This window comes from Methanoregula formicica SMSP, assembly GCF_000327485.1.
GTDB classification, from domain to species: domain Archaea; phylum Halobacteriota; class Methanomicrobia; order Methanomicrobiales; family Methanospirillaceae; genus Methanoregula; species Methanoregula formicica.
On sequence record NC_019943.1, the window covers coordinates 384731 to 404596 of the forward strand.

Below are 19866 nucleotides of genomic sequence, written 5' to 3' on the forward strand. Positions count from 1 at the left end.
CAATAAGGGAATTATCACACCCTGATACGGGAAAAAAGAGAAGGAAGGCAAAAAAAGCCGGGAACGTTATCCCGTCTTCACAATACCAATCGTCATGGAGACGCCTTCCACATCCCACTCCTTCACGGATGCAAAGTGCGATGTATCAGGTGTTGTCCCGTCCTTACTGAACCCGAACGCCATTGCCCGCACCTCGTCCCCGATCAGGGCGATCATCTGGTCGGTATGGAGCAGGGCAAGGACGCGCTTGTCGCTGACCGAAACCTCGGCAGAGATGGTGTCCTCCACCGCAAGGTCGAGCTGTTTTCTCATCTCTTGGATCCGCCGGATCACCTCGCGGGCATAGCCCTCCGCCTCGAGGTCCGGTGTCAGTGCCACGTCCACGTAGACGGTGGCGTCGGTCATGGGCGCCGAGAAGATGTCAGCGGGGAGCTTCTCGGTGAAGGTGACATGCTCTGCCCCGATCTCGAAGGAGGCAGCGCCGTCTTTGAGGGAGAATTTTTGGCCGGCATCGACCGCTGCCTTGATGGCGTTCCCGTCTGCGGCCTCGATGAGCCCCTTGACCTTGAACGAGTCCTTCCCGAATCCTTTTCCGAGCGCCTTCATGACCGGCTCGGCATGCCAGCCGATCCGCTCCCAGCGGCCCATGACCACGGAGACCTTCCGGGAATTGGCCCGGTCCATACAGACCGCATTGAGACGCTCGATTGCGTCCTTCACCGGCTGGGCACTGGTCACGACCACAACCTCGGCAACCGGCCAGCGGAGTTTCCGTTTTCCGGTCTGCCGGGCATTGGCCTGTGCTTCGTCGAACGATCGGACGAGCTCGACCGCATGTTCCAGCTCCCGGTCAATAAGCGTGGATTCCCCCGCATCCCAGTCGAGCATGTGGACGCTCTCCCTGTCGTTTTTGCACCGGAGGTTCCCGTAGATCTGCTCGGTGAGGTGCGGGCAGAAGGGGGCAAGGAGCCCGATAAGCCGGCGCATGACATAGTACATTGTCTCGTACGCAAAGATCTTCTGTTCCGACTCGCCCTCAAGCCACATCCGGGGCCGGACCAGCTGGACGTACCAGCGGGAGAGGTCTTCTAAGATGAAGTTGACGAGTTCCCGGGTTGCCCGGTGGATCTGACACTCCTTTGTAGCGCTGTCGACAAGCGAGGCCACCGTGTTGACCCGCGAGATGATGAACCGGTCCTCGTCCGGCATCTGGCGGATGTGTGCCCGGATAAAGGAGTCGTCCCAGGCACCGCTGTTCGTGGCAGGCTCGAACTTGTCGAGGATCATGTACGGGAGCGGGAAGCGGTACACGTTCCAGAGGATGTTGACCGCACGGTTGATGGTGCCGACCCCTTCCCAGTTGAACTTCAGGTCGTCCCAGGGCGCAGAGGAGGAGAGGACATAGAGCCGGAGCACGTCCACCCCGACTTTTTCAACAACATCGCCGGGGTTCACCACGTTCCCGAGGCTCTTGGACATCTTCTTGCCCTCCGCATCGAGGGCAAAACCATGCATGCAGACGCTTTTGTACGGCGCCTTGCCAAACGCGATGGTGCTGGCGCCCAGCTGTGAGTAGAACCAGCCCCGGGTCTGATCCTGCCCCTCGGTGATGAAGTCGGCCGGCCAGAGGGCTTCGAAGTTCTTTGTTTCCTTCGGGAACCCGAGCGTCGCCCACGATGCTACTGCCGAGTCGAACCAGACATCGAAGATGTCCGCGACACGCTTCATCGTGCCGCCGCAGGAGCAGGTGAAGGTCACTTCGTCCACGTACGGGCGGTGGGGGTCAGGCAACGGTTTCCCGCTCAGTTTTTCGAGCTCCGCGATGGTGCCGACAACGTGGTACTTATCGCATTTGCCGCAGACCCAGACCGGTATCGGGATGCCCCAGTAGCGCTGGCGGGAGATGCACCAGTCGCGGGCCTCCTTGATCCAGTCGTAGAACCGGGCGGAGCCTGCCCACTCGGGGTACCAGGTCACCTTCTCCACTTCGGTGAGCATCAGGTCCCGCATCTCGGATGCCTTCAGGAACCACTGCGAGGTTGCCCGGAAGATGATGGGCGTCTTGCACCGCCAGCAGTGGCCGTAGCGGTGGGTGACTTTCTCCTGTGCCAGGAGATGGTTGCCCAGTGCAACGAGCACGTTTTCGTTTGCGTCCCGCACAAACTGCCCGGCAAACTGCCCGGCATTGTCCATGAACTTTCCTGCCCCGTCAACCGGACAGACGATCTGCAGGCCCTCTTTTGTGCCGAGCACGAAGTCGTCCCAGCCGTGGCCGGGGGCGATATGCACCATACCGGTGTTCTCGAGCGCAACGAAATCGGCTGCAACGACCCGGTGCTGGATCTCCTTCTGGAGCGGGACCTGCTCTTTTAACGGGGAGTCGTAGGTCCAGCCGACCAGATCAGTGCCTTTCTTCTTCTCCAGCACCGAGAAGTCCTGGTACCGGCCCTTCTTCAGCACAGCCTTGACAAGGGGTTCTGCGATCCAGAGGAGTTCCTCCTTGCTGTCCTTCTTTGCCAGCACTTTTGCGTACTCGAACTCCTTTGAGACCGCAACCGCGACGTTCGCAGGCAGGGTCCAGGGGGTCGTGGTCCAGATGACGAGGTATTCACCGGTCTTTCCGGTGAGGGGGAACTTGACGAAGATCGAGGGGTCGCTCTCGTCCCAGTACTCCACTTCGGCGTCCGCAATCGCCGTCTCGCACCGGGGGCACCAGTTCACCACGCGGTGGCCGCGTTCGAGCATGCCCCGCTCCTGTGCCTTTGCAAGCGTCCACCATGCCGCCTCAATATACTCCGGTTTCACGGTCTGGTATGCATCGGCGAAGTCCAGCCAGACACCGAGGGCCAAAAACTGGTCGTCCATCAGCTTCTTGTTCTCCACCGCGAACTCCCGGCACTTCTCGATGAACGGCTGGATGCCGAACTTCTCGATGTCCTTTTTGGAGGCAAACCCCAGCGCCTGCTCGACCTTCACCTCGATGGGGAGGCCGTGCATGTCGTACCCTGCCCGGTCGATGACGTTCCGGCCGTTCATGCGCTGGTAGCGCAGGAGAGAGTCCTTGATGATCTTGTTCCACGCGGTCCCAAGGTGGATATGCCCCGTGGTGTAGGGCGGCCCGTCCACGAAAAAGTACGGTCTGCATGCCGCCCGCTGCTGTCTGACTGTCTGGTAGGTTCCGTGGGTGCGCCAGTATTCCTGCACCTCACGCTCGATCTCCTTTGCACTGAAGTTCGCGGTGACTTCCTTCACTTACAACCCCTCTTCGTACCCCACGCCTCCGCTTTGAGCCGGTGGAATATGCGATAGTTACGTTAGCGCCACTGCACAAAGTAGTTTTTCTCCGTTTGCCATCTCCCGCCCAGCTGGTGCAGGCTGCACCACGACGGGAGGGATCCTGCCTTCTGCCGGCCTTTTGCCGATGGTGCTATGTAGATCCTGCCGCCCATACTGGATTAAGAACAAACGGAGCATCCCGATGGCCGAGACATACCCGCTCCTCTTGGGAGGAGAGAAGAAGAAGACGAAGGAGACTATTCCCGTACGGTTCCCGTACACGGGTGAACTGTACTGCACGGTCAGCCAGGCAACGAACAATGACCTGAAGGCGGCAGTGACAAAAGCCGTGTCCGGGTTTGAGAAGACACGCCGTCTCCCCTCGCATGCAAGAGCCGGGATCCTGGAGAACCTCGCGGACACAATCCACCGGCGGGCAGCCGAGCTGATCGATGTCATGGTCATGGAAGGCGGCAAGACCCGGAAGTTCGCCACCACCGAGGTTGCCCGGGCCGAAGTGACGGTCAGGACATCGGCAGAAGAGGCAAAACGGGTCTATGGCGAGATCATCCCCCTGGATCTGAGCAGGGATACCGAGGGCAGGACTGGGATCCTCCGGCGCTTCCCCCTTGGTCCCGTTGCCGGGATAGTCCCGTTCAATTTCCCGCTCAACCTTGCCTGCCACAAGCTTGCGCCCGCCCTTGCTGCAGGGAACTCCGTTATCCTCAAACCGGCATCCGCCACGCCGCTTTCAAGCCTCCTTCTCGGGGAGATGGCTCTTGATGCAGGAGTACCCCCTGAAGCGGTCAGCGTTGTGCCCTGCACGGGAGCACGTGCAGAGGTGCTTGCCCGGGACCCCCGGGTTGCATTCCTCTCCTTTACCGGCTCCTGTGCAGTCGGCTGGCACCTGCGGGAGATCGCGGGGAGGAAGAAAGTGGGGCTTGAACTGGGCGGGAACGCAGCGGTGATCGTGCACGAAGACGCAAACCTCCCGTATGCTGCCCAGCGGATCGTGACCGGCGGGTTCACGAATGCCGGGCAGGTCTGCATATCCGTCCAGCGGGTTCTCGTCCACCGGAAAATATACGAGGAACTCGTGGAGATGATCGTTGCCGGGACAAAGGCCCTGAAGGTTGGCGACCCCCGCGATCCGACAACCGATCTGGGCCCGATGATCGACCGGCTGAAAGCGGAGGAAGCCTATCGGAAAGTGCAGGAAGCAATCCGCCAGGGTGCCCGGGCCCTCATCGGGGGGACGCTCGAAGGAACGATGTTTGCCCCGACGGTCCTTGAAGGGACGACACCGGCAATGCGGGTGAACTGCGAGGAAGTCTTCGCCCCCGTCATCTCGGTTGTGCCCTACGATGATTTCGACGAGGCGCTCCGGATCGCAAATACCGGTGAGTACGGGCTCCAGGTCGGTATCTTCACGCAGAACCTCAACCGGGCCATGCGGGCTTACGCAGAGATGGATGTTGGGGGCGTGATCGTGAATGACATCCCGACGTTCCGCACGGACCAGATGCCCTATGGGGGAGCCAAGGGATCGGGGCTTGGCAGGGAAGGGCCGCGGTTCGCAATCGAGGAGATGAGCGAGCTCCGGCTGATGGTCATCAACCGCGATGGCGGGATAGGATAAATTCACTCTACTTTTTTCAATGCTAATCAACGTTCAAACTTCATGGATTTTTAAAAAAAGGTAATTCATCATTTGTGTCACTAATTTTTAATACCCCTCTTGCGTTATCGGAGTTAAAGAGCCTGATGGCTCTTCTCCAGACTGCCCTTCCTGATAGAACGGTAGTTTTCCCTCCAGGGGGACTGGACGCATTGCGATTGTGCCGTAGTACCTGTTCCCTGAAATGCCGATGACTCCCGTACAGATAATGGGGAGGCTTCGCCTGCGCCCCCGAGTCGAAGAACGCTGATGCGTTCTTCTCCTGCTTCAGGTCTGACGACCTTCAGCACCCCCATGGGCGGGCTGGCGCAAGGGGGGCGATCATGAGACGGGTCCAGGGTTTTCCCGAGTACACTGTTTCCATCACATGTCGTTAAAATGCATGAAAACGCTTCGCATTTTCAGCAGCCTCACATGAAAGTCCTGCGGACTTTCACGCTCGTCTTTTTCAAACGCGATCACAAGGTGTAAGTTAGTCAACCGATTATCGGTTAATTAACCGACAAAACTATTCCCTTACCGATAATTTTTCTTGCGTTCCGGCGTGAGTGGTCCGGTCACTCAACCGGATCGCGATGAAAAATGTTCAGGCACGAAATTAGGGGGCGATGAAAATTTTCTGTTGCGATCTGCCGGAAAAAATTAAAGGGTGCTCCAGATGATAACGAACGAGTTTCTTTATTGAACTGCACAAATCAGCATCCTCTTCTGCCAGGCGATCCCAGAATACCAGAAGAGACATTATCGAACTGACTGGTGAACACGAATGAAACCTGAAAACCAGAGAGCACTGGACGATTTTCTCTCCCGTGCGGACGAGATCAGCGAAGACATCCTTGAAGATACCCGGGAGATGCTCGGGAGCATGCCGTTCATCTTCCCGGTCCTGAAGGAGCGACCGGAGTATTTTGCCCTGTCGGGGCTCGCCGACGAGATGGTCTGCCGGCCCCCGCACATCCCGGCAAAAACGGCTGAACTCATTGCCATTGCTGCTGCAGCAGGTGCCGGGGCAGAGAGCTGCCTGCGGGTGCACATCAGGGCGGCCATGAAGGAGGGAGCGAACCGGGACGAGATCTACGATACCATCCTTATCGCGTCCCTGATTGGGAAAACACGGGTGCTGGCTCCTGCCCTCCGGGAATTCCGCAGTGCCTTCCCGGATGCGACCGGCAGCAGCAGGAAAACCTGACACTGGTGGCGGGACGAATCCACCTTTATCTTCCGGCAGGACAACTGATCTTCCATGCAGATCGCTGTTGCCGGTGGAGCCCAGGCATCGCCGCAGGAGTACGAAACCGCCCGGGCGGTTGGCCGGCTCATCGCGGAGAACGGGGCGGTGCTGCTCTGCGGCGGGCTGGGCGGCGTGATGGAGGCCGCGTGCCGGGGTGCACAGGAGCAGGGCGGGACAACCGTGGGGATCATATCGGGGACTGGCGACGGAAACCCGTTCCTCTCCATCGTTATCCGGACCGGCCTCGGCCACGGGCGTAATGTGCTCGTTGCCCAGTCGGGGGATGCCCTGATTGCGATTGGCGGCAGCTACGGGACGCTCTCGGAGATCGCCATTGCACTGAAGACCGGCTGCCCGGTCTTCGGCCTGTCGTCCTGGAAGATTGAGGGTGTGGTCATGTGCAAAACCCCGGAGGAAGCAGTGAAACGGGCGCTGGAAGGGAAAGGCAGTGGCTGATACTATTCGCCCGACATTTCGACCATCAGGATTTCTAAAAGGACTCCATCCGGATATAGCGGATCTGTAACAGTAAGAGAGAGATTTCCTATCAGATCTCTTTTTTCCGGATGGGAAATTGCCATGGTTCCGGATTAATATAGTGTCGTTTTTCAGGACATGGTTTACCGGTGAATGGTGTCTGCCATCTTCCGGACCAGCCCGGGGATATTATCCGCTTTCTTTTGCTGCCGGGCGCCGATATCAGTAACGATCTCTGCAAGCAGCCTGGCCAGGTAAAGTACCTTCGTCTTCCGTCCCGGGCCGGAATTTTCCTGATCCCGTTCCGAGATCCATCCCTGTTCATCCAGTTCCTTGAAAATCAGGCTGGCCTCCGGCTGCCGGAGGTTCGACCCGCGCTCGATATCCCGGGGACGTGGTCTCCCCGACACCGGTCAGGAATGCCAGCACGCTGGCAGTGGTCCGCCGGAATCCCAGTTTCCGGAGGATAGTTACAAGTTTGTATTCCTTTTCTGAAAGATAATTCACGTTCTTGGTTCGCATATGGTGATCCCTCCTTGTTTCCTGTCCCGGCCCTTCAGCATCTTATAGAATGTTATGTCCATTTTTCCAGTCTTCTGACAACCAGTGCCGCACCTGCGATACCAGCAACGGATATCCACACCGGCAGCGGCGCATGTGTTTTTGTTGGCGTAGGTTTCGTCGTAGGAATTGTCGCGGTCGTTGTCGGCAGCGTTGTGATTGTTGTCGGAGGAGGGGTTGTCACGATAATATACACCGGTTTTGTTATGGTATTCGTCCCATCTTCGTTCGCGACATCAAGCGAGACGGTGTAATTGCCCGGTGTGGAATACGTGTGCACCGGGTTCTGGACAGTTGTATTCGTCCCGTCTCCGAAGTCCCAGAGCCAGATGGTCGGGATATTCATCGACGTGTCGTTGAACGATACCATCAGTGGTGCGGGGCCAGTGGCCGGAGAACCGGTGAAGTTCGCGACCGGCGGGGCCGGGTTGCGAACCGTGATATAAGCGGCCTTTTCCATCGTATCGCTGCCGAGCTCGTTCCATGCAACGAGCGAGACATTGTAGGTGCCCGCGGTAGAGTATGTATGCGCCGGGTTCCGTTCCGTTGCGTTGGTGCCGTCGCCAAAGTCCCAGAGCCACTGTTTCGGGGGTATATCCGAAGTATCCGTGAAGTTGACCGTTAACGGGACTTTACCGGATGTCGGTGAGGAGGTGAAGTTGGCGAACTGCCGGGCATAGACTTCGAACACTGCAAGTTTCCCGGATCCGGTTTTTCCAATGAAGAACCAGCAGGGTTCCGTAACACTCCCCTCTTCGCCATACAAGTGATAACCGGGAGTGATATTGTTTATATAAACAACATCGTCAAAACTATTCCAGGATCCAACGATATCCCCAAGCTGGAGTTTTTCAACTGCCTCTTTTGCCGGGATTATCGGAATATTCTGAACATAGGTCAGGTTACTCCAGCTCTTGTAGATATTCAGGAGTTGTCCGTTTTCGCCAAGCTCCAGATTGATTTGATCTTTATCACCACTTACCGGCCTCCCATCGATTAATTTCCGGTAATAGACATTTATCATAACAGGTTCTTTCCGGATTAATTCCCCGGAACGGGTTTGGTGCTCAACATATTCCGTATAACTACCAGCATATTGGGCATCCGGTGGCAATCCACCAAATTGTTCCATAACTTTTTTTACAACTTCTGGTGCATCCTTCTCAGAAGTCACATTCGGTCGAGGATCCCAATTATCGCCAAATCGTTTACTAAATTTGTCTCCCTCCCGGTAATGCTGTTGATAAATGGGTAAAGTTGAGGGGCTGGTGGGAACAGTTGTGTTGATTATGATCGATCCGATAAAAGAACGTTCATCCGATTGAACATTTCCTCCTGGAATTGTAAGGGGAGTTCCCTTATCGATCAGAGAAGAATTAACTTGTTCATTTTCGACGAATCGAAAATTTACACCAATGAGTAGTAGTACGGCACTTATTCCAATGAGCAAAATCAACAACAGAGCTTTTTTTACATTCGAATTCATAAACATCACTCCCCATTTTTCTTTACACAATCCCAAGATTTTACGACAATATCGTCTGGATTCACATCCGGTTCGACAATTCCGTAACCAGGCAAGTGATCATTATTATACTGAGATTCATTAGCGAAACGTACAGTTGCGGTTATAGGAATTCTGGTGACAGTAAAACTAGAACCATCAGGTGATATAATTACAGGACCTTGTACATCCTTCCCGTTATAAACATCAATGGTTGCATTTCTCCACGCTTTTGCTAGTGGAAGACGGTCTTCCATTGCATATTTGAAAAACTGGTAAGACAATGAAGGATCTGCAATAGAGTCGGTAGAGAAACCAAAAATACCGTGAGTAGTACCTAATGCGCCATTCCAACGATCATCTTGTAAAACCTGACACGAACTTAATACAACCCATTTATTGTTTTTATTCCACTTCCCTGCAATTTCCTGAGGTGTCAGAATATCGGTATAATCACTTATCGCACAGGTGGTTCGTTTGTATTCACAAATTGAATGTCCGTTAATTCCGATAGTGCAATCCTTTGATTGATTAACCTTGCATTCCTCAAGTTTGACGGTGTTAATTATCGCAAGTCCACTTTGATCAAGATGCTGCGGGTCGTAACCTCCATGACCAGTATGCCAGTGTAACGTAGCATTATTCAGACCAGCGCCAAGTGTTCCAAAATCTTCGCTGTTTACATCGGTATCATTTTTTGAAAAAATGAGTTTCCATCTTGCATCCTTGCTAATCCACAAGGATACATTTTGCATCTCAGCGTCGCTACGGATGAAATGAGGTGGTTGATCATATTTCGAGATAGTATTCGTCATCGAATACGTGAACCGCTCCGGTTGCACACCCGGCAGCTTGAAAACCTGGACCCGGTCGTTATCATCGCCGACATATACATAGCCCCGGGTATCGACAGCAATAGCATAGGGAAAATTAAACTCCCCGATACCATTGCCGTACGTTCCCCACTGGGTCACATAGGTACCGTCGGATTTGAACTTCTGGACCCGTGAATTCCAAGTATCCACGACATATACATTTCCTGATGTATCCGTTGCGATACCGTAGGGACGGTTGAACTGGCCGTTACCTGTACCTCTCGTCCCCCATTGGGCGATATATTTACCGTCAGAGGAAAACTTCTGGACACGGTGGTTCGATGAGTCCGCGACATAAACATTACCAGAGGTATCTGTTGCAACGCCATGCAGATAGTTAAACTGTCCATTGCCTGTACCCTCCGTTCCCCATTGGGATATGTACGAACCACCGGAACTGAATTTCTGGACTCGTTCATTCGCAGAAGATTCCGTTACGTAAACATTACCTGGCGTATCTGTTGCGATGCTCCGGGGGAAGTAAAACTGCCCGTTTCCGGCACCTTGCGTTCCCCAATGGGTGAGGAATGTACCATTGGGACCGAACTTCTGGACACGGGAGTTTCCCATATCCACGGCATAAATATTGCCCGATGGATCTACAGCAATGCCACTGATCATATAAAATTGTCCGGTGCCTGAACCGTTCGTCCCCCATTGGGCGAGGTATGTGCCATCGGACCTGAGCTTCTGGATACGGGAGTTTTTCCCATCCGCGACATATACATTGCCCGATCCATCCTCCGCCATCCCTTCGATATTATTAAACTGCCCGGTACTCGTGCCGGATGTTCCCCACTGCATTGCATAGACATAGGATTCAGGGTCAGGACTTCCCGATGCGCTGACGCCGGCCTTCATGAGGCTGTTACCTGGATGAATGTCACTGGCAGGTTCATCCGTTCTGGCAGGGGGATAACCGGCTCTCAGTGCAAGCCGCTGTGCCATCAGCGAACGATTTTCTGGACCGCCAGAGGTTATGATTGTCGGGGCCGTCGCATTATTCTCCTGCGGGGATGTTTGCACTGCCACAGAACTATCGCCAGCATTGCCGGAGGTAATATTGAGAAACCCGGTCTCATTGCTGTCGTGAGCAGCATCCGGTAAAATGCTGACAGTCTGGTTCACATGCCCTGTTTCTATTACTGCAATATCCGATTCGTTTCCTGCACTTGCTGTCGGCAAGCCGATGATTATCACGCACACCAGGCACAGGCAGATCCGGTTCCCGATTATGGCTTCTTCCACTTTGGAATCCTCCAGCAGATTTTCTTGTGACGGAGAACTGACTGCAAGATATTTGCAGCACCGGGTCGAACCAATGCTGGCCTCCGGGCAGGATCCGGTTCTTCACGTTGCTAATCTCAAGTGAGCCGGATCTTTTCGCCAGTTTTATAAATACATTTTATTCTGCTGCCTTGAGGATTCTTGATTTATATCATTAAAAATATTCCTTATCTATAGAAATCCTAATCTAAAACGGATTGTATCGACGATTAAAAGATCTAGGTACAGTGTCTCCTTGCTTTGATGTATCGTCACATAGTAAGGAGATGATTAAGAAATCAGCGAGCCGGAATATCGGCCCATGAGCCCATCAGTGAATGACCCCTGTTTTTCCCCAGCCACATTCGCCTTGACCGCTATCCTTAATCCCCTTCATGGCAAATGATCAGCCGATGCGGATAGCGCTCATCAACTCCCGGCAGGACAAGGCCGGGCTGAATATCCGGCACCACATCGAACGCATACTTGATGGAAATGAGAAAGCAGCAGTGGAGAACGGCCACGTATACGATTTTTACGACGTGGAAGAGCGCCTGATCCATACCTCGGCAGTCGATGCACGGATCGATTGTGATCTGGTGATCTTCCTCTCCCGGCACTCCAGCGTGAACCCGGTCCCGGTCCTGACCGTGCATGTGACCGGGAACTACCGGGATGCAGAACTGGGAGGCAGCCCGCGGACGCTTGCCCCGGCAGCGCCTGCCATGATGCAGGCAACCCTCCGGGCACTTGCCCGGCACTGCCCGGAAGGCTACCGGGTCTCGTACGAAGTGACCCACCACGGGCCGACGGACCTTGTCCACCCTTCGTTCTTTGTCGAGATCGGGAGCACGGAGAAGGAATGGACCGACCCGGAGGCGGGACGGGCGGTGGCAGAGAGCGTGCTCTCCGCCGTGCCGCAGGACCCGGTGCCTCTGGTAGGGTTTGGCGGGACCCACTATGCCGCCCGCCAGACAGAGATCGCCCTGACCTCGCGGGGTGCGTTCGGTCACATCGCCCACACCCGCGAGATTGCCACGCTGGACGAGGCGATGGTAAGGTCCATGATGGACAAGAGCGGGGCTGTTGCCGCCTATATCGACCGGAAAGCACTCGACAAGGCGGATCTCAACCGGGTATCCGGGATGCTTGACGCACTCTCTGTCCTGCGGCTCTCCGAGAGCGAGATCACTTCACTCGGGCACCTCTCCTGGGACACATACTGTACCATCCGGAAGATGGCCGGGGCTGTCTCGCCCGGTGCCCGTTGCTTCATCCATGCCCTCAGCGGGTCCGGTACACCGGTCCTCGTACGGGCAAATCCGGTTTTGCTGGCCGAAACCGCCAAAACAAACGAGCCGGACCTGTTAAAAAATCTTGACGATCTGCCCGTGGTTCACCTATCCACGCACGATAACCGCCTGCTTCCCGAATTCATCACCGTTGCGGAGAATTCCTCGGAAATCATACATGCTTTAAATACATTGTGCGTAAAAATCATACGTAGAGAAGAGATCACTGCAACGGAGAACGATTGCCTGATCATCACGAAGGTCCGGTTCGACCCCCAAAAGGCGCGCAAACTGGGAGTCCTGCCCGGGCCTTCCTACAAAGAGCTGGCAGGGGGCCGGCCGGTAGTTGCTGATGGGAGGACAATCACACCGGACATGGTGTCCACCCGCAGTGAGATCCGAGTCCACATCCCGGGGTTGGAGAAGATTTCATGAGGTCCATTGTTGAAGAGGCACTCACCAAGGCAAGGGACGAGACAGTGTCCCCTATGCAGAATAACGAAGACCTTGACCAGATTCTTGCGGAGCTCAAGACCGAGATTGCGGTGATCGGCTGCGGAGGCGGCGGATCGAACACGATCTCCCGCATGACGGAGGAGGGGATCCATGGCGCCAAGCTCATCGCCATCAACACGGATGCCCAGCACCTGATCCGCACCCGTGCCGACCAGCGTATCCTTGTCGGCCGGCAACGGACCCGCGGCCTTGGCGCCGGTTCCATCCCGCAGATCGGCGAGGAGGCGGCCCTTGAGAACGAGCAGGAGATCCGTACCCTCGTCTCCGGCTGCGACATGGTCTTCATCACGGTCGGGCTTGGCGGCGGCACCGGCACCGGCGTTGCGCCGGTTGTTGCCAAGGCTGCCCGGGAGGAAGGGGCCTTAACCATCGTGATCGTCACCCTGCCGTTCGCCGCAGAGGGCTCGATCCGGATGGAGAACGCAGAAGCCGGCCTCGAACGCCTTCGGGACGTTGCCGACACCGTTATTGTCGTGCCCAATGACAAGCTGCTCGAAGTGGTCCCGAAACTCCCCCTGTATGCCGCGTTCAAGGTTGCCGACGAAGTCCTGATGCGTGCGGTCAAGGGCATCACGGAACTCATTACGATGCCGGGTCTTGTCAACCTTGACTTTGCCGATGTCCGTACAGTCATGGAACGTGGCGGTGTTGCCATGATCGGTATGGGCGAGAGCGACTCCGAGGACAAGGCGGCAGACTCGGTCAAGAAGGCGATCCGTTCCCCGCTCCTCGACGTGGACATCAGTGGCGCAACCGCTGCGCTCGTCAACGTGGTTGGCGGCCCGGACATGACCATGGAAGAGGCCGAAGGCGTTGTCCAGGAAGTCTACAACCGCGTTGACCCGAACGCCCGGATCATCTGGGGTGCGCAGATCGACCCGGCCATGGAGGACAAGATGCGGACCCTCCTGGTCGTGACTGGCGTACGGTCGCCACAAATATATGGTCGTAGTGAGAAGCTTACCCCCAAAGTACAGAAACAGTTTGAGATCGATTTTCTCAAGTGATTAAATATGGAAATTTCCAAGCCAGAAATCAAAACGGACGTCATCCATGAGGAATTGTTCCGCAAGTACCTCAGGGTCCTCAAACTCGCGCGCACTCCCACCCGGGAAGAGTTCACGAAGATCGCCACCGTTGCGGCAGCCGGCATCCTCTTGATCGGTATGATCGGGTTCCTCATCTTCATCGTGTTCGAACACAAGCTGATGCTGGGATTCTGATCCCCGATGTCTATGACCCAGCCCCAGACCCCCACCGCAACCGATGCTCCGGTTACCCCGGCCGCCCCCGAGGTCTTCGTTAACCGGATCTTTGCGATCAAGACCACCTCCAAGCAGGAACGGACGGTTGCGGACAATATCTTAAAGGCCATCGATACGAAGGCGACCGACATCAAGGTGACTTCGATCATCGTCCCGAACGAACTGCAGGGCTATGTCCTCGTGGAGACGCCCGAGCAGCGGAACCGGATCGAGCAGCTCGTCGAGATGATCGCCCACGCCCGTGTTGTCACCAAGGGCGAGACCAACCTTGCCGAGGTAGGCCATTTCCTGATCCCGAAGCCGGTTGTATCGGGTATCGAAGAAGGCACCATCGTTGAACTGATCGCCGGGCCCTTCAAGGGAGAGAAAGCCGTGGTCAAGCGCGTCGACTCCGGCAAGGAAGAGATCACGGTCGAGCTCTACGAGAGCGTTGTCCCGATCCCGATCACGGTCCGCGGCGACAATGTCCGCGTGGTCGAGAAGTTCTCCGACCAGCATTAACCCGCCCTTTTTTTTCAAGCGGGATTCCGCTGCCCCTTCCCCCGGGTGCAGTCATCCTCCTGCGGTGTGTCTTCCCTTACCGTACCCGCCGTCTCCCCGGTACCCTTCCTGAAATTCTGCGGGAGCGGGACGGACCCGATCCCGGCAGCAGCCTTGACAGCGATAATGTCAATGATCTGGCGGGCGGAAGGGGGAAGGTCGAGGGGCTTCCGCGTCATGATGCAGATGATGCCGACAACCTCCCCGTCGGAATTCCGGAGCGGTGTCCCGGCATACCCCCGGATCCCGAATTCCTGCAAGTCCCTGCTTTGCGGGAAGGCCTGTGCCACATTGTCAGTGTAGAGACAGAATCCTTTCTCACCTGCATCCTCGCACGGTGTCCCTTCCAGGGCATAGCTGAACCCCGCGATCCGTTTCCCATCACGGATCATGGAGACAACCTCGACGTGTTCCCGGTCCGGCAGAATCCTGCCAATCATGACGCAGTCTGCCCGGAGCCAGGTGGCAAGGTTTTCGGTGATCCGGTCCAGCGCTTCTAAGCCGGATGTGCCGAGCATGCTCGAGACCATGGTCTGGAACGCGATATCGGCAGCCCTGCGTTCTGAGATGTTCTCAATGGTCGAGATGATATGGGGTCGACCGGCCGTCAGGATGATCCGCGATGAGAAGCGACAGGTCGCAAGATCGCCGTTCTTCTTCCGGCACTGCATCTCCAGTCCCTGGACCTGCTTCTGCTCTCCTAGCCGGGCTACCATGCCGGCATAGGCATCAGGATCGGAAAACAGGTTAAGTTCCGTCGCAGTCCTGCCGATCACCTCCTGCCTGGAGAAGCCGGTACCGTTCAGGAAGGCTTCATTGACGTCCACAAACCGGCCTTCTTCCGCAGAGACGAGCGTGAGCGGGACGGGATTGTTCTCGAACAGGGTGGAGAACTTCTGCTCCGATTCCCGCAATTCCTCTTCTGCCTGTTTCCGCCCCGTGACATCCCGGAACGAGATCAGGACAGCCGGAGTGCCCCGGAACGTGATCTTCTTCCCGATGCAGGCAGCCCATTTCTCGTTCTGTTCCACGGTGAGAAACTTGTAGTAGACTTCGTAGCTTTCGATCCCGCGGGAGATCTGCTGGAAGTCGCGTACCGCATTCTCCTGGAAGTCCCTGCTTACAAGATCGAAGACGTTGAAGCTCCTGGTCATGCGGAGATCCGGCGGGCATTCTGCAATGTCAAGTGCCCGGCGGTTGGCAAACAGGACATTGCCGGAGAAGTCCACAATGATGATCCCCTCCATGGACTGTTCGACCAGGGCCCGGAAGGTCTCCGCGTTCTCGCGCAGCACCTGCTCGTTCCTGCGCAGCAGGTCATTGTTGCGCCGGAGTTCCCGGTCTATTGCCATCAGTTCCCGGTATGCGGTGTCTAAGTCCTCCGTCTTTTTGAGTAGTTCTTCCTCGACCCACTTTAACCGGGTCACCTCCACGGAAACGGTCAGATGGGCGGACCGGCCGGCAATAGTGACCGGGATGGAAGAGAAGATGACATGGATCATTCTCCCCTCCTTTGCCCTCAGGGCAAGGGGCACATTTTCCAGCCTGCCCAAAAGCAGGGAACGCGCTGCCAGCTTTGTGGCATCCGCAAGGGAGAGGAACCCCGCCTCGGTCGGGTTTTTCCCCAGCAGCTCTTCTTCCGTGTACCCGCTGGCCTTCAGGAAAGCAGGGTTGACTGCCAGGAATTTCTGTTCCGGTGCGCTGTTGATCGCAATAGGATACGGGCTGTGCTCGAAGATTGTCCGGAACTTATCCTCGCTCTCCCTGATTTCGGTCTCAGCCCGTTTCCGTTCAGTAATATCCGTTGCGATGCTGACAATAACATCCCGGTCACCCCATTTCACCACCTTTGCGTGGACTTCCAGCGGTATCAGGTGACCATCCTTGTGGACGTGCTCCACTTCGAATGAGAGTTTTCCCCTTTCCATGAGGGATTTCATACGCATGGCAATACCCTCCCGGGAATCCGGTGTGTCAAGATCCATGAGGGTCTTTTTGAGGAATTCCGCGGACGAATAGCCGTGGAGTTCGAGGGTCATCTTGTTCGTGTAAAGGAGGTTGCCAGAAAAGTCCGCAACGGTGATTGCCACCGGGGAATCGTTGAGCATATCGGCAAGGAAGGAATTTTCCTCGCGTGCCATGAGCTCCCCGGTCTGGTCTTCCAGCCGCACGGCAACGCCTTTTGCCCCCCAGCCAAAGACAAGGGGGACGATCCGAATGCGGAAGGCCCGCCACTCCTTCCCGATAGGGATCCACGCATCCACCACCGACTCGCTTCCTGCCAGCGCCTGTTTTACAGAATCGCGGATCCGTCCGATGAAACCGGGGCCGATGGCGGTTCCGGCAACATCCCGTCCTGTCAGGTCCTCCCTCCTGATCCCGAAGGTATGGAGGAACGATTCGCTTGCCTCCCGGACCGTATACGCGTCATCGAGGATCAGGACCGGACCGGAAGACTTGCTCAAGACCTGGTCGGCCGGCAGTCGTGCGGAGAGGGAGTACACTTTGGCAGGGCCGGACTTCCGCATATTGATCTGGCCCGAGACAAAGAGGGAATTAAGGTACTTTGTTGCGGTAGTCCGGCTCAGGTGTGCGGCCCGGGCGATCTCCTCGATGGTAAGCCCATTAGGGGTATCGCGCAACAGGCCGATGATCCTCCGGTAGTAGTCTTCGTCCAGTTCTCTCCCCCCGCATCACCCGTCAAGGACCTGCAAAAGGAAGTGTGCAGGATATACATGTGGCAGTTTTTCTTTGAAATACCTACGGATTGCCTATGGCATACTCCTATTATGGTAATCAAATCTCATAAAGTTTAAATACCTTTTCGACAATTTTTCATAAACAAGAGACCGCTACAGCTTTACCGCTCGCAATTCAGTACCCTGCAGAACGATGACGAAACAAGAATCCATGTCGTCATGGCACCATGACAGGCACCCGATGAACTGAAGGTTTTTCTCATACTCAGGTGTAACCGTGCCGTTACGACGTAATACCATCTCCGTTCTGTACATCGACGACGATCCTTCCCTGCTCGAGATTGGCAAGGCTTTCCTTGAGCTGAGCGGCCAGTTCTCCGTTGCGACAACGGAGTATCCCCTCTCCGTCATGGACCTGCTGGAAAACCAGGAATATGACTGTATCATCTCCGATTACCAGATGCCCGTGCTTGACGGGATCGGGCTCCTGCAGCAGATCCGCAGGCAGTACGCCGAATTGCCGTTCATTCTTTTTACCGGGAAAGGCCGGGAGGAGGTTGTCATCCAGGCGTTCGATGCCGGGGCCGACTATTATGTCCAGAAAGGGCGGGATGTCCAGTCCCAGTTTCGCGAGCTGAGCCACAAGATCCGTCTTGCAGTCGAGAAACGCTATGCCGACCGGGCACTCCGCGAGAGCGAGGAGCGGTACCGGAATGTTGTGCAGGACCAGAATGAGTTCATCTGCCGGTTCCGCCCGGATGGGACATACATCTTTGCGAACAACGCCTTCTGCCGGACCTTCGGGGTGGATGAGGATGCTGTCATCAACCGGCGGTTCACGCCCCTGATGCCCGCGGAGGACGCCCGGGCTATCCGAAAGCACCTTGCCTCGCTGATGCGGGATTACCCCCAAGGGACGATCGAGCACCGCATCTTGTTCCCGGACGGGTCCGTGCGGTGGCACCAGTGGATCGACCGGGCCATCTTCTCGGAGACTGGGGCCCTCGTGGAGTACCAGTCAGTGGGCAGGGACATCACCGAGCAGAAGATCGCCGAGATGAACCTGATAAAGACAAACGATGAACTCCGGAGCGCGTTTGAACAGCTGACAGCAACGGAAGAGGAGCTCCGCACCAGCTACCTGGACCTTGCACAAAGCCAGCACCAGCTTGAGGAGCGTGAGATCATCCTCAACGCCATCATCCAGGCATCCCCGATCCCGCAGTTCGTGATCGACAAAAACCACCGCGTCCTGTACTGGAACCAGGCGCTCGCCGCGTACAGCGGGATAGCGGCGCACGAGATTGTCGGGACAGACCAGCACTGGCGGGCGTTCTATAAGGAAAAGCGCCCGTGCATTGCCGACCTTCTTGTGGACAAGGCAGAGGACCAGATGCCGGAGTGGTATCTCGACCGGCTGGAAAAGTCCCGCCTGATCGACGGTGCCTATTCCGCCACGGATTTCTTCTCCCACATGGGCTTTGAGGGGAAGTGGCTCCATTTCACGGCCGGGCTTATACGCGACAGGAACGGCGCGATCATCGGCGCGGTCGAGACCCTCGAGGATGTGACGGACCAGAAGCTGAAGGAGGCGGAACTGGCCCGCGAGCACCAGGAGCTTGCCGCCTCCTTTGAACAGCTTGCGGCAACAGAGGAGGAGCTGCGGAACAACTACGAGCAGCTCAGGCTCCTTGAGGGGGACCTGCGGAGGAGCCATGAGCTGTACCGCGGGGTTGTCGAGGACCAGACCGAGCTCATCTGCCGGTTCCGCCCCGACGGGACGATCGTCTTTGCCAACAACGCGTACTGCCGGTACTTCCACACATCGCAAAAGGAGATCACCGGCCGGATCTTCCGGCCGGAGGTCTTTGTCGATGAGCGCGATAAGGTACGGGAAACGTTCCGGGCTCTCATGCCGGATAATCCCGTTGCCTCCGTAGACCAGCGGACCGTACTTCCCGACGGCACCATCCGCTGGCAGCACTGGGTGGACCGGGCGATTTTTGACGCGAGGGGGATGCTCGTGGAGTACCAGTCGGTGGGCCGGGACATTACCGATGTCAAGATGGCGGAGCTCAAGCTCCAGAGAAAGAACGAGATGCTGCATGCCGCGTACGAGCAGCTCGCTGCAGCCGAAGAGGAGCTCCGGGCAAGTTTTACGGAACTGGATGAGAGCCGGCAGCGGATCCGGGAGAGCGAGGAGCGGTACCGGGCGGTTGTGGAGGGCCAGACCGAGCTCATCTGCCGGTTCCGCCCGGACGGGACATTTGTCTTTGTCAACGAAGCCTATTGCCGGTACCTGAAGATGTCAAGGGAGGAGATTATCGGCCGCGCGATCCTGCCGGAGATCCCCGCGGAGGAACGCGAACGCCTGGCACGCCATTTCAAGGGGCTGACACCGGAGCATCCGGTCGGGCGGATCGATCACCAGACCATCCTGCCGGGCGGAGCGGTCACCTGGCAGAGCTGGGTTGACCAAGCGATCTATGACGAGAATGGCAGGCTGGTGGAATACCAGTCGGTAGGCCGGGACATCAGCGATTACAAAAAGGCGGTCCGGGAACTCCGCGAGAGCGAGAAAAAATACCGGGAGAAGATCGCGGAACCAACAACAACCAGCGGGAACGGGCACCCGGCGGATCAGCGGCCGGGGGCATGACTGCGGGCCTGTTCACCACTCGCATAC

14 protein-coding genes are annotated in these 19866 nt (G+C 56.5%); 8 read left to right on the plus strand and 6 right to left on the minus strand.

From position 1 onward, the window contains the following. Positions 1-66 precede the first annotated feature (66 nt). Both ileS and METFOR_RS16035 read right to left on the minus strand, forming a co-directional pair. The gene (gene ileS, locus METFOR_RS01975; protein WP_015284430.1) at positions 67-3252 is read right to left on the minus strand and encodes an isoleucine--tRNA ligase; all 3186 of its coding nucleotides are present in this window, start codon (positions 3250-3252) and stop codon (positions 67-69) included. A 62-nt stretch (positions 3253-3314) separates the two neighbouring features. Beyond that, positions 3315-3449, minus strand: a complete 135-nt coding sequence (locus METFOR_RS16035; protein ID WP_267878661.1) for a hypothetical protein — start codon at positions 3447-3449, stop codon at positions 3315-3317. Positions 3450-3478: 29 nt separating this feature from the next. Between METFOR_RS16035 and METFOR_RS01980 the strand changes: the two genes are divergently transcribed. The 3 genes from METFOR_RS01980 (at position 3479) to METFOR_RS01990 (ending at position 6641) form a co-directional block, all read left to right on the plus strand. Then, positions 3479-4915: an aldehyde dehydrogenase family protein gene (locus METFOR_RS01980; RefSeq protein WP_015284431.1), complete on the plus strand. Its 1437-nt coding sequence runs from the start codon at positions 3479-3481 to the stop codon at positions 4913-4915. A gap of 805 nt (positions 4916-5720) precedes the next feature. Continuing rightward, on the plus strand, positions 5721-6143 hold the full coding sequence (locus METFOR_RS01985) for a carboxymuconolactone decarboxylase family protein (protein WP_015284432.1): 423 nt from the start codon (positions 5721-5723) through the stop codon (positions 6141-6143). A 54-nt stretch (positions 6144-6197) separates the two neighbouring features. Continuing rightward, positions 6198-6641 (plus strand): TIGR00725 family protein, encoded by a 444-nt coding sequence (locus tag METFOR_RS01990; protein WP_015284433.1) that lies wholly within the window; start codon positions 6198-6200, stop codon positions 6639-6641. Positions 6642-6805: 164 nt separating this feature from the next. Here the strand turns inward: METFOR_RS01990 and METFOR_RS01995 are convergent, their stop codons facing one another. From METFOR_RS01995 to METFOR_RS14370, 3 genes are all read right to left on the minus strand, one after another. After that, positions 6806-7072, minus strand: a complete 267-nt coding sequence (locus METFOR_RS01995) for a hypothetical protein (RefSeq protein ID WP_052310734.1) — start codon at positions 7070-7072, stop codon at positions 6806-6808. A 164-nt stretch (positions 7073-7236) separates the two neighbouring features. Then, a complete protein-coding gene (locus tag METFOR_RS14365) occupies positions 7237-8247 on the minus strand; it encodes a PKD domain-containing protein (RefSeq protein ID WP_052310735.1) in 1011 nt (336 codons plus the stop codon). Between the two features lie 467 nt (positions 8248-8714). Further along, positions 8715-10850, minus strand: coding sequence for a DUF6345 domain-containing protein (locus tag METFOR_RS14370; RefSeq protein ID WP_015284436.1), 2136 nt, complete (start codon positions 10848-10850; stop codon positions 8715-8717). Positions 10851-11263: 413 nt separating this feature from the next. Here METFOR_RS14370 and METFOR_RS02010 point away from each other — a divergent pair, with 413 nt between their 5' ends. Genes METFOR_RS02010 through METFOR_RS02025 form a run of 4 tightly spaced genes read left to right on the plus strand, consistent with a single transcriptional unit; the run spans position 11264 to position 14442 of the window. Continuing rightward, positions 11264-12595, plus strand: coding sequence for a D-aminoacyl-tRNA deacylase (locus METFOR_RS02010; protein WP_015284437.1), 1332 nt, complete (start codon positions 11264-11266; stop codon positions 12593-12595). Continuing rightward, positions 12592-13683, plus strand: coding sequence for a cell division protein FtsZ (gene ftsZ, locus METFOR_RS02015; protein ID WP_015284438.1), 1092 nt, complete (start codon positions 12592-12594; stop codon positions 13681-13683). Before METFOR_RS02010 ends, ftsZ begins: the two co-directional genes overlap by 4 nt. A gap of 6 nt (positions 13684-13689) precedes the next feature. After that, a complete protein-coding gene (locus tag METFOR_RS02020) occupies positions 13690-13899 on the plus strand; it encodes a protein translocase SEC61 complex subunit gamma (protein WP_015284439.1) in 210 nt (69 codons plus the stop codon). A gap of 12 nt (positions 13900-13911) precedes the next feature. Beyond that, a complete protein-coding gene (locus tag METFOR_RS02025; RefSeq protein WP_015284440.1) occupies positions 13912-14442 on the plus strand; it encodes a transcription elongation factor Spt5 in 531 nt (176 codons plus the stop codon). A gap of 14 nt (positions 14443-14456) precedes the next feature. On the opposite strand, the gene METFOR_RS02030 is transcribed toward METFOR_RS02025, so the two are convergent. Further along, entirely contained in the window at positions 14457-17159 is a 2703-nt protein-coding gene (locus tag METFOR_RS02030; RefSeq protein ID WP_324602942.1) for a PAS domain S-box protein, read from the minus strand. A 298-nt stretch (positions 17160-17457) separates the two neighbouring features. Here METFOR_RS02030 and METFOR_RS14375 point away from each other — a divergent pair, with 298 nt between their 5' ends. Next, the gene (locus METFOR_RS14375) at positions 17458-19839 is read left to right on the plus strand and encodes a response regulator (RefSeq protein WP_015284442.1); all 2382 of its coding nucleotides are present in this window, start codon (positions 17458-17460) and stop codon (positions 19837-19839) included. Positions 19840-19866 lie beyond the last annotated feature (27 nt).

Coding starts and splice junctions, on each gene's coding strand:
- METFOR_RS02025 (WP_015284440.1), top strand. CDS start 13,912: ATGACCCAGCCCCAGACCCCCACCGCAACCGATGCTCCGGTTACCCCG.
- METFOR_RS02010 (WP_015284437.1), top strand. CDS start 11,264: ATGGCAAATGATCAGCCGATGCGGATAGCGCTCATCAACTCCCGGCAG.
- ftsZ (WP_015284438.1), top strand. CDS start 12,592: ATGAGGTCCATTGTTGAAGAGGCACTCACCAAGGCAAGGGACGAGACA.
- METFOR_RS01990 (WP_015284433.1), top strand. CDS start 6,198: ATGCAGATCGCTGTTGCCGGTGGAGCCCAGGCATCGCCGCAGGAGTAC.
- METFOR_RS01980 (WP_015284431.1), top strand. CDS start 3,479: ATGGCCGAGACATACCCGCTCCTCTTGGGAGGAGAGAAGAAGAAGACG.
- METFOR_RS16035 (WP_267878661.1), bottom strand. CDS start 3,449: ATGGGCGGCAGGATCTACATAGCACCATCGGCAAAAGGCCGGCAGAAG.
- METFOR_RS01985 (WP_015284432.1), top strand. CDS start 5,721: ATGAAACCTGAAAACCAGAGAGCACTGGACGATTTTCTCTCCCGTGCG.
- METFOR_RS02020 (WP_015284439.1), top strand. CDS start 13,690: ATGGAAATTTCCAAGCCAGAAATCAAAACGGACGTCATCCATGAGGAA.
- METFOR_RS14365 (WP_052310735.1), bottom strand. CDS start 8,247: ATGATAAATGTCTATTACCGGAAATTAATCGATGGGAGGCCGGTAAGT.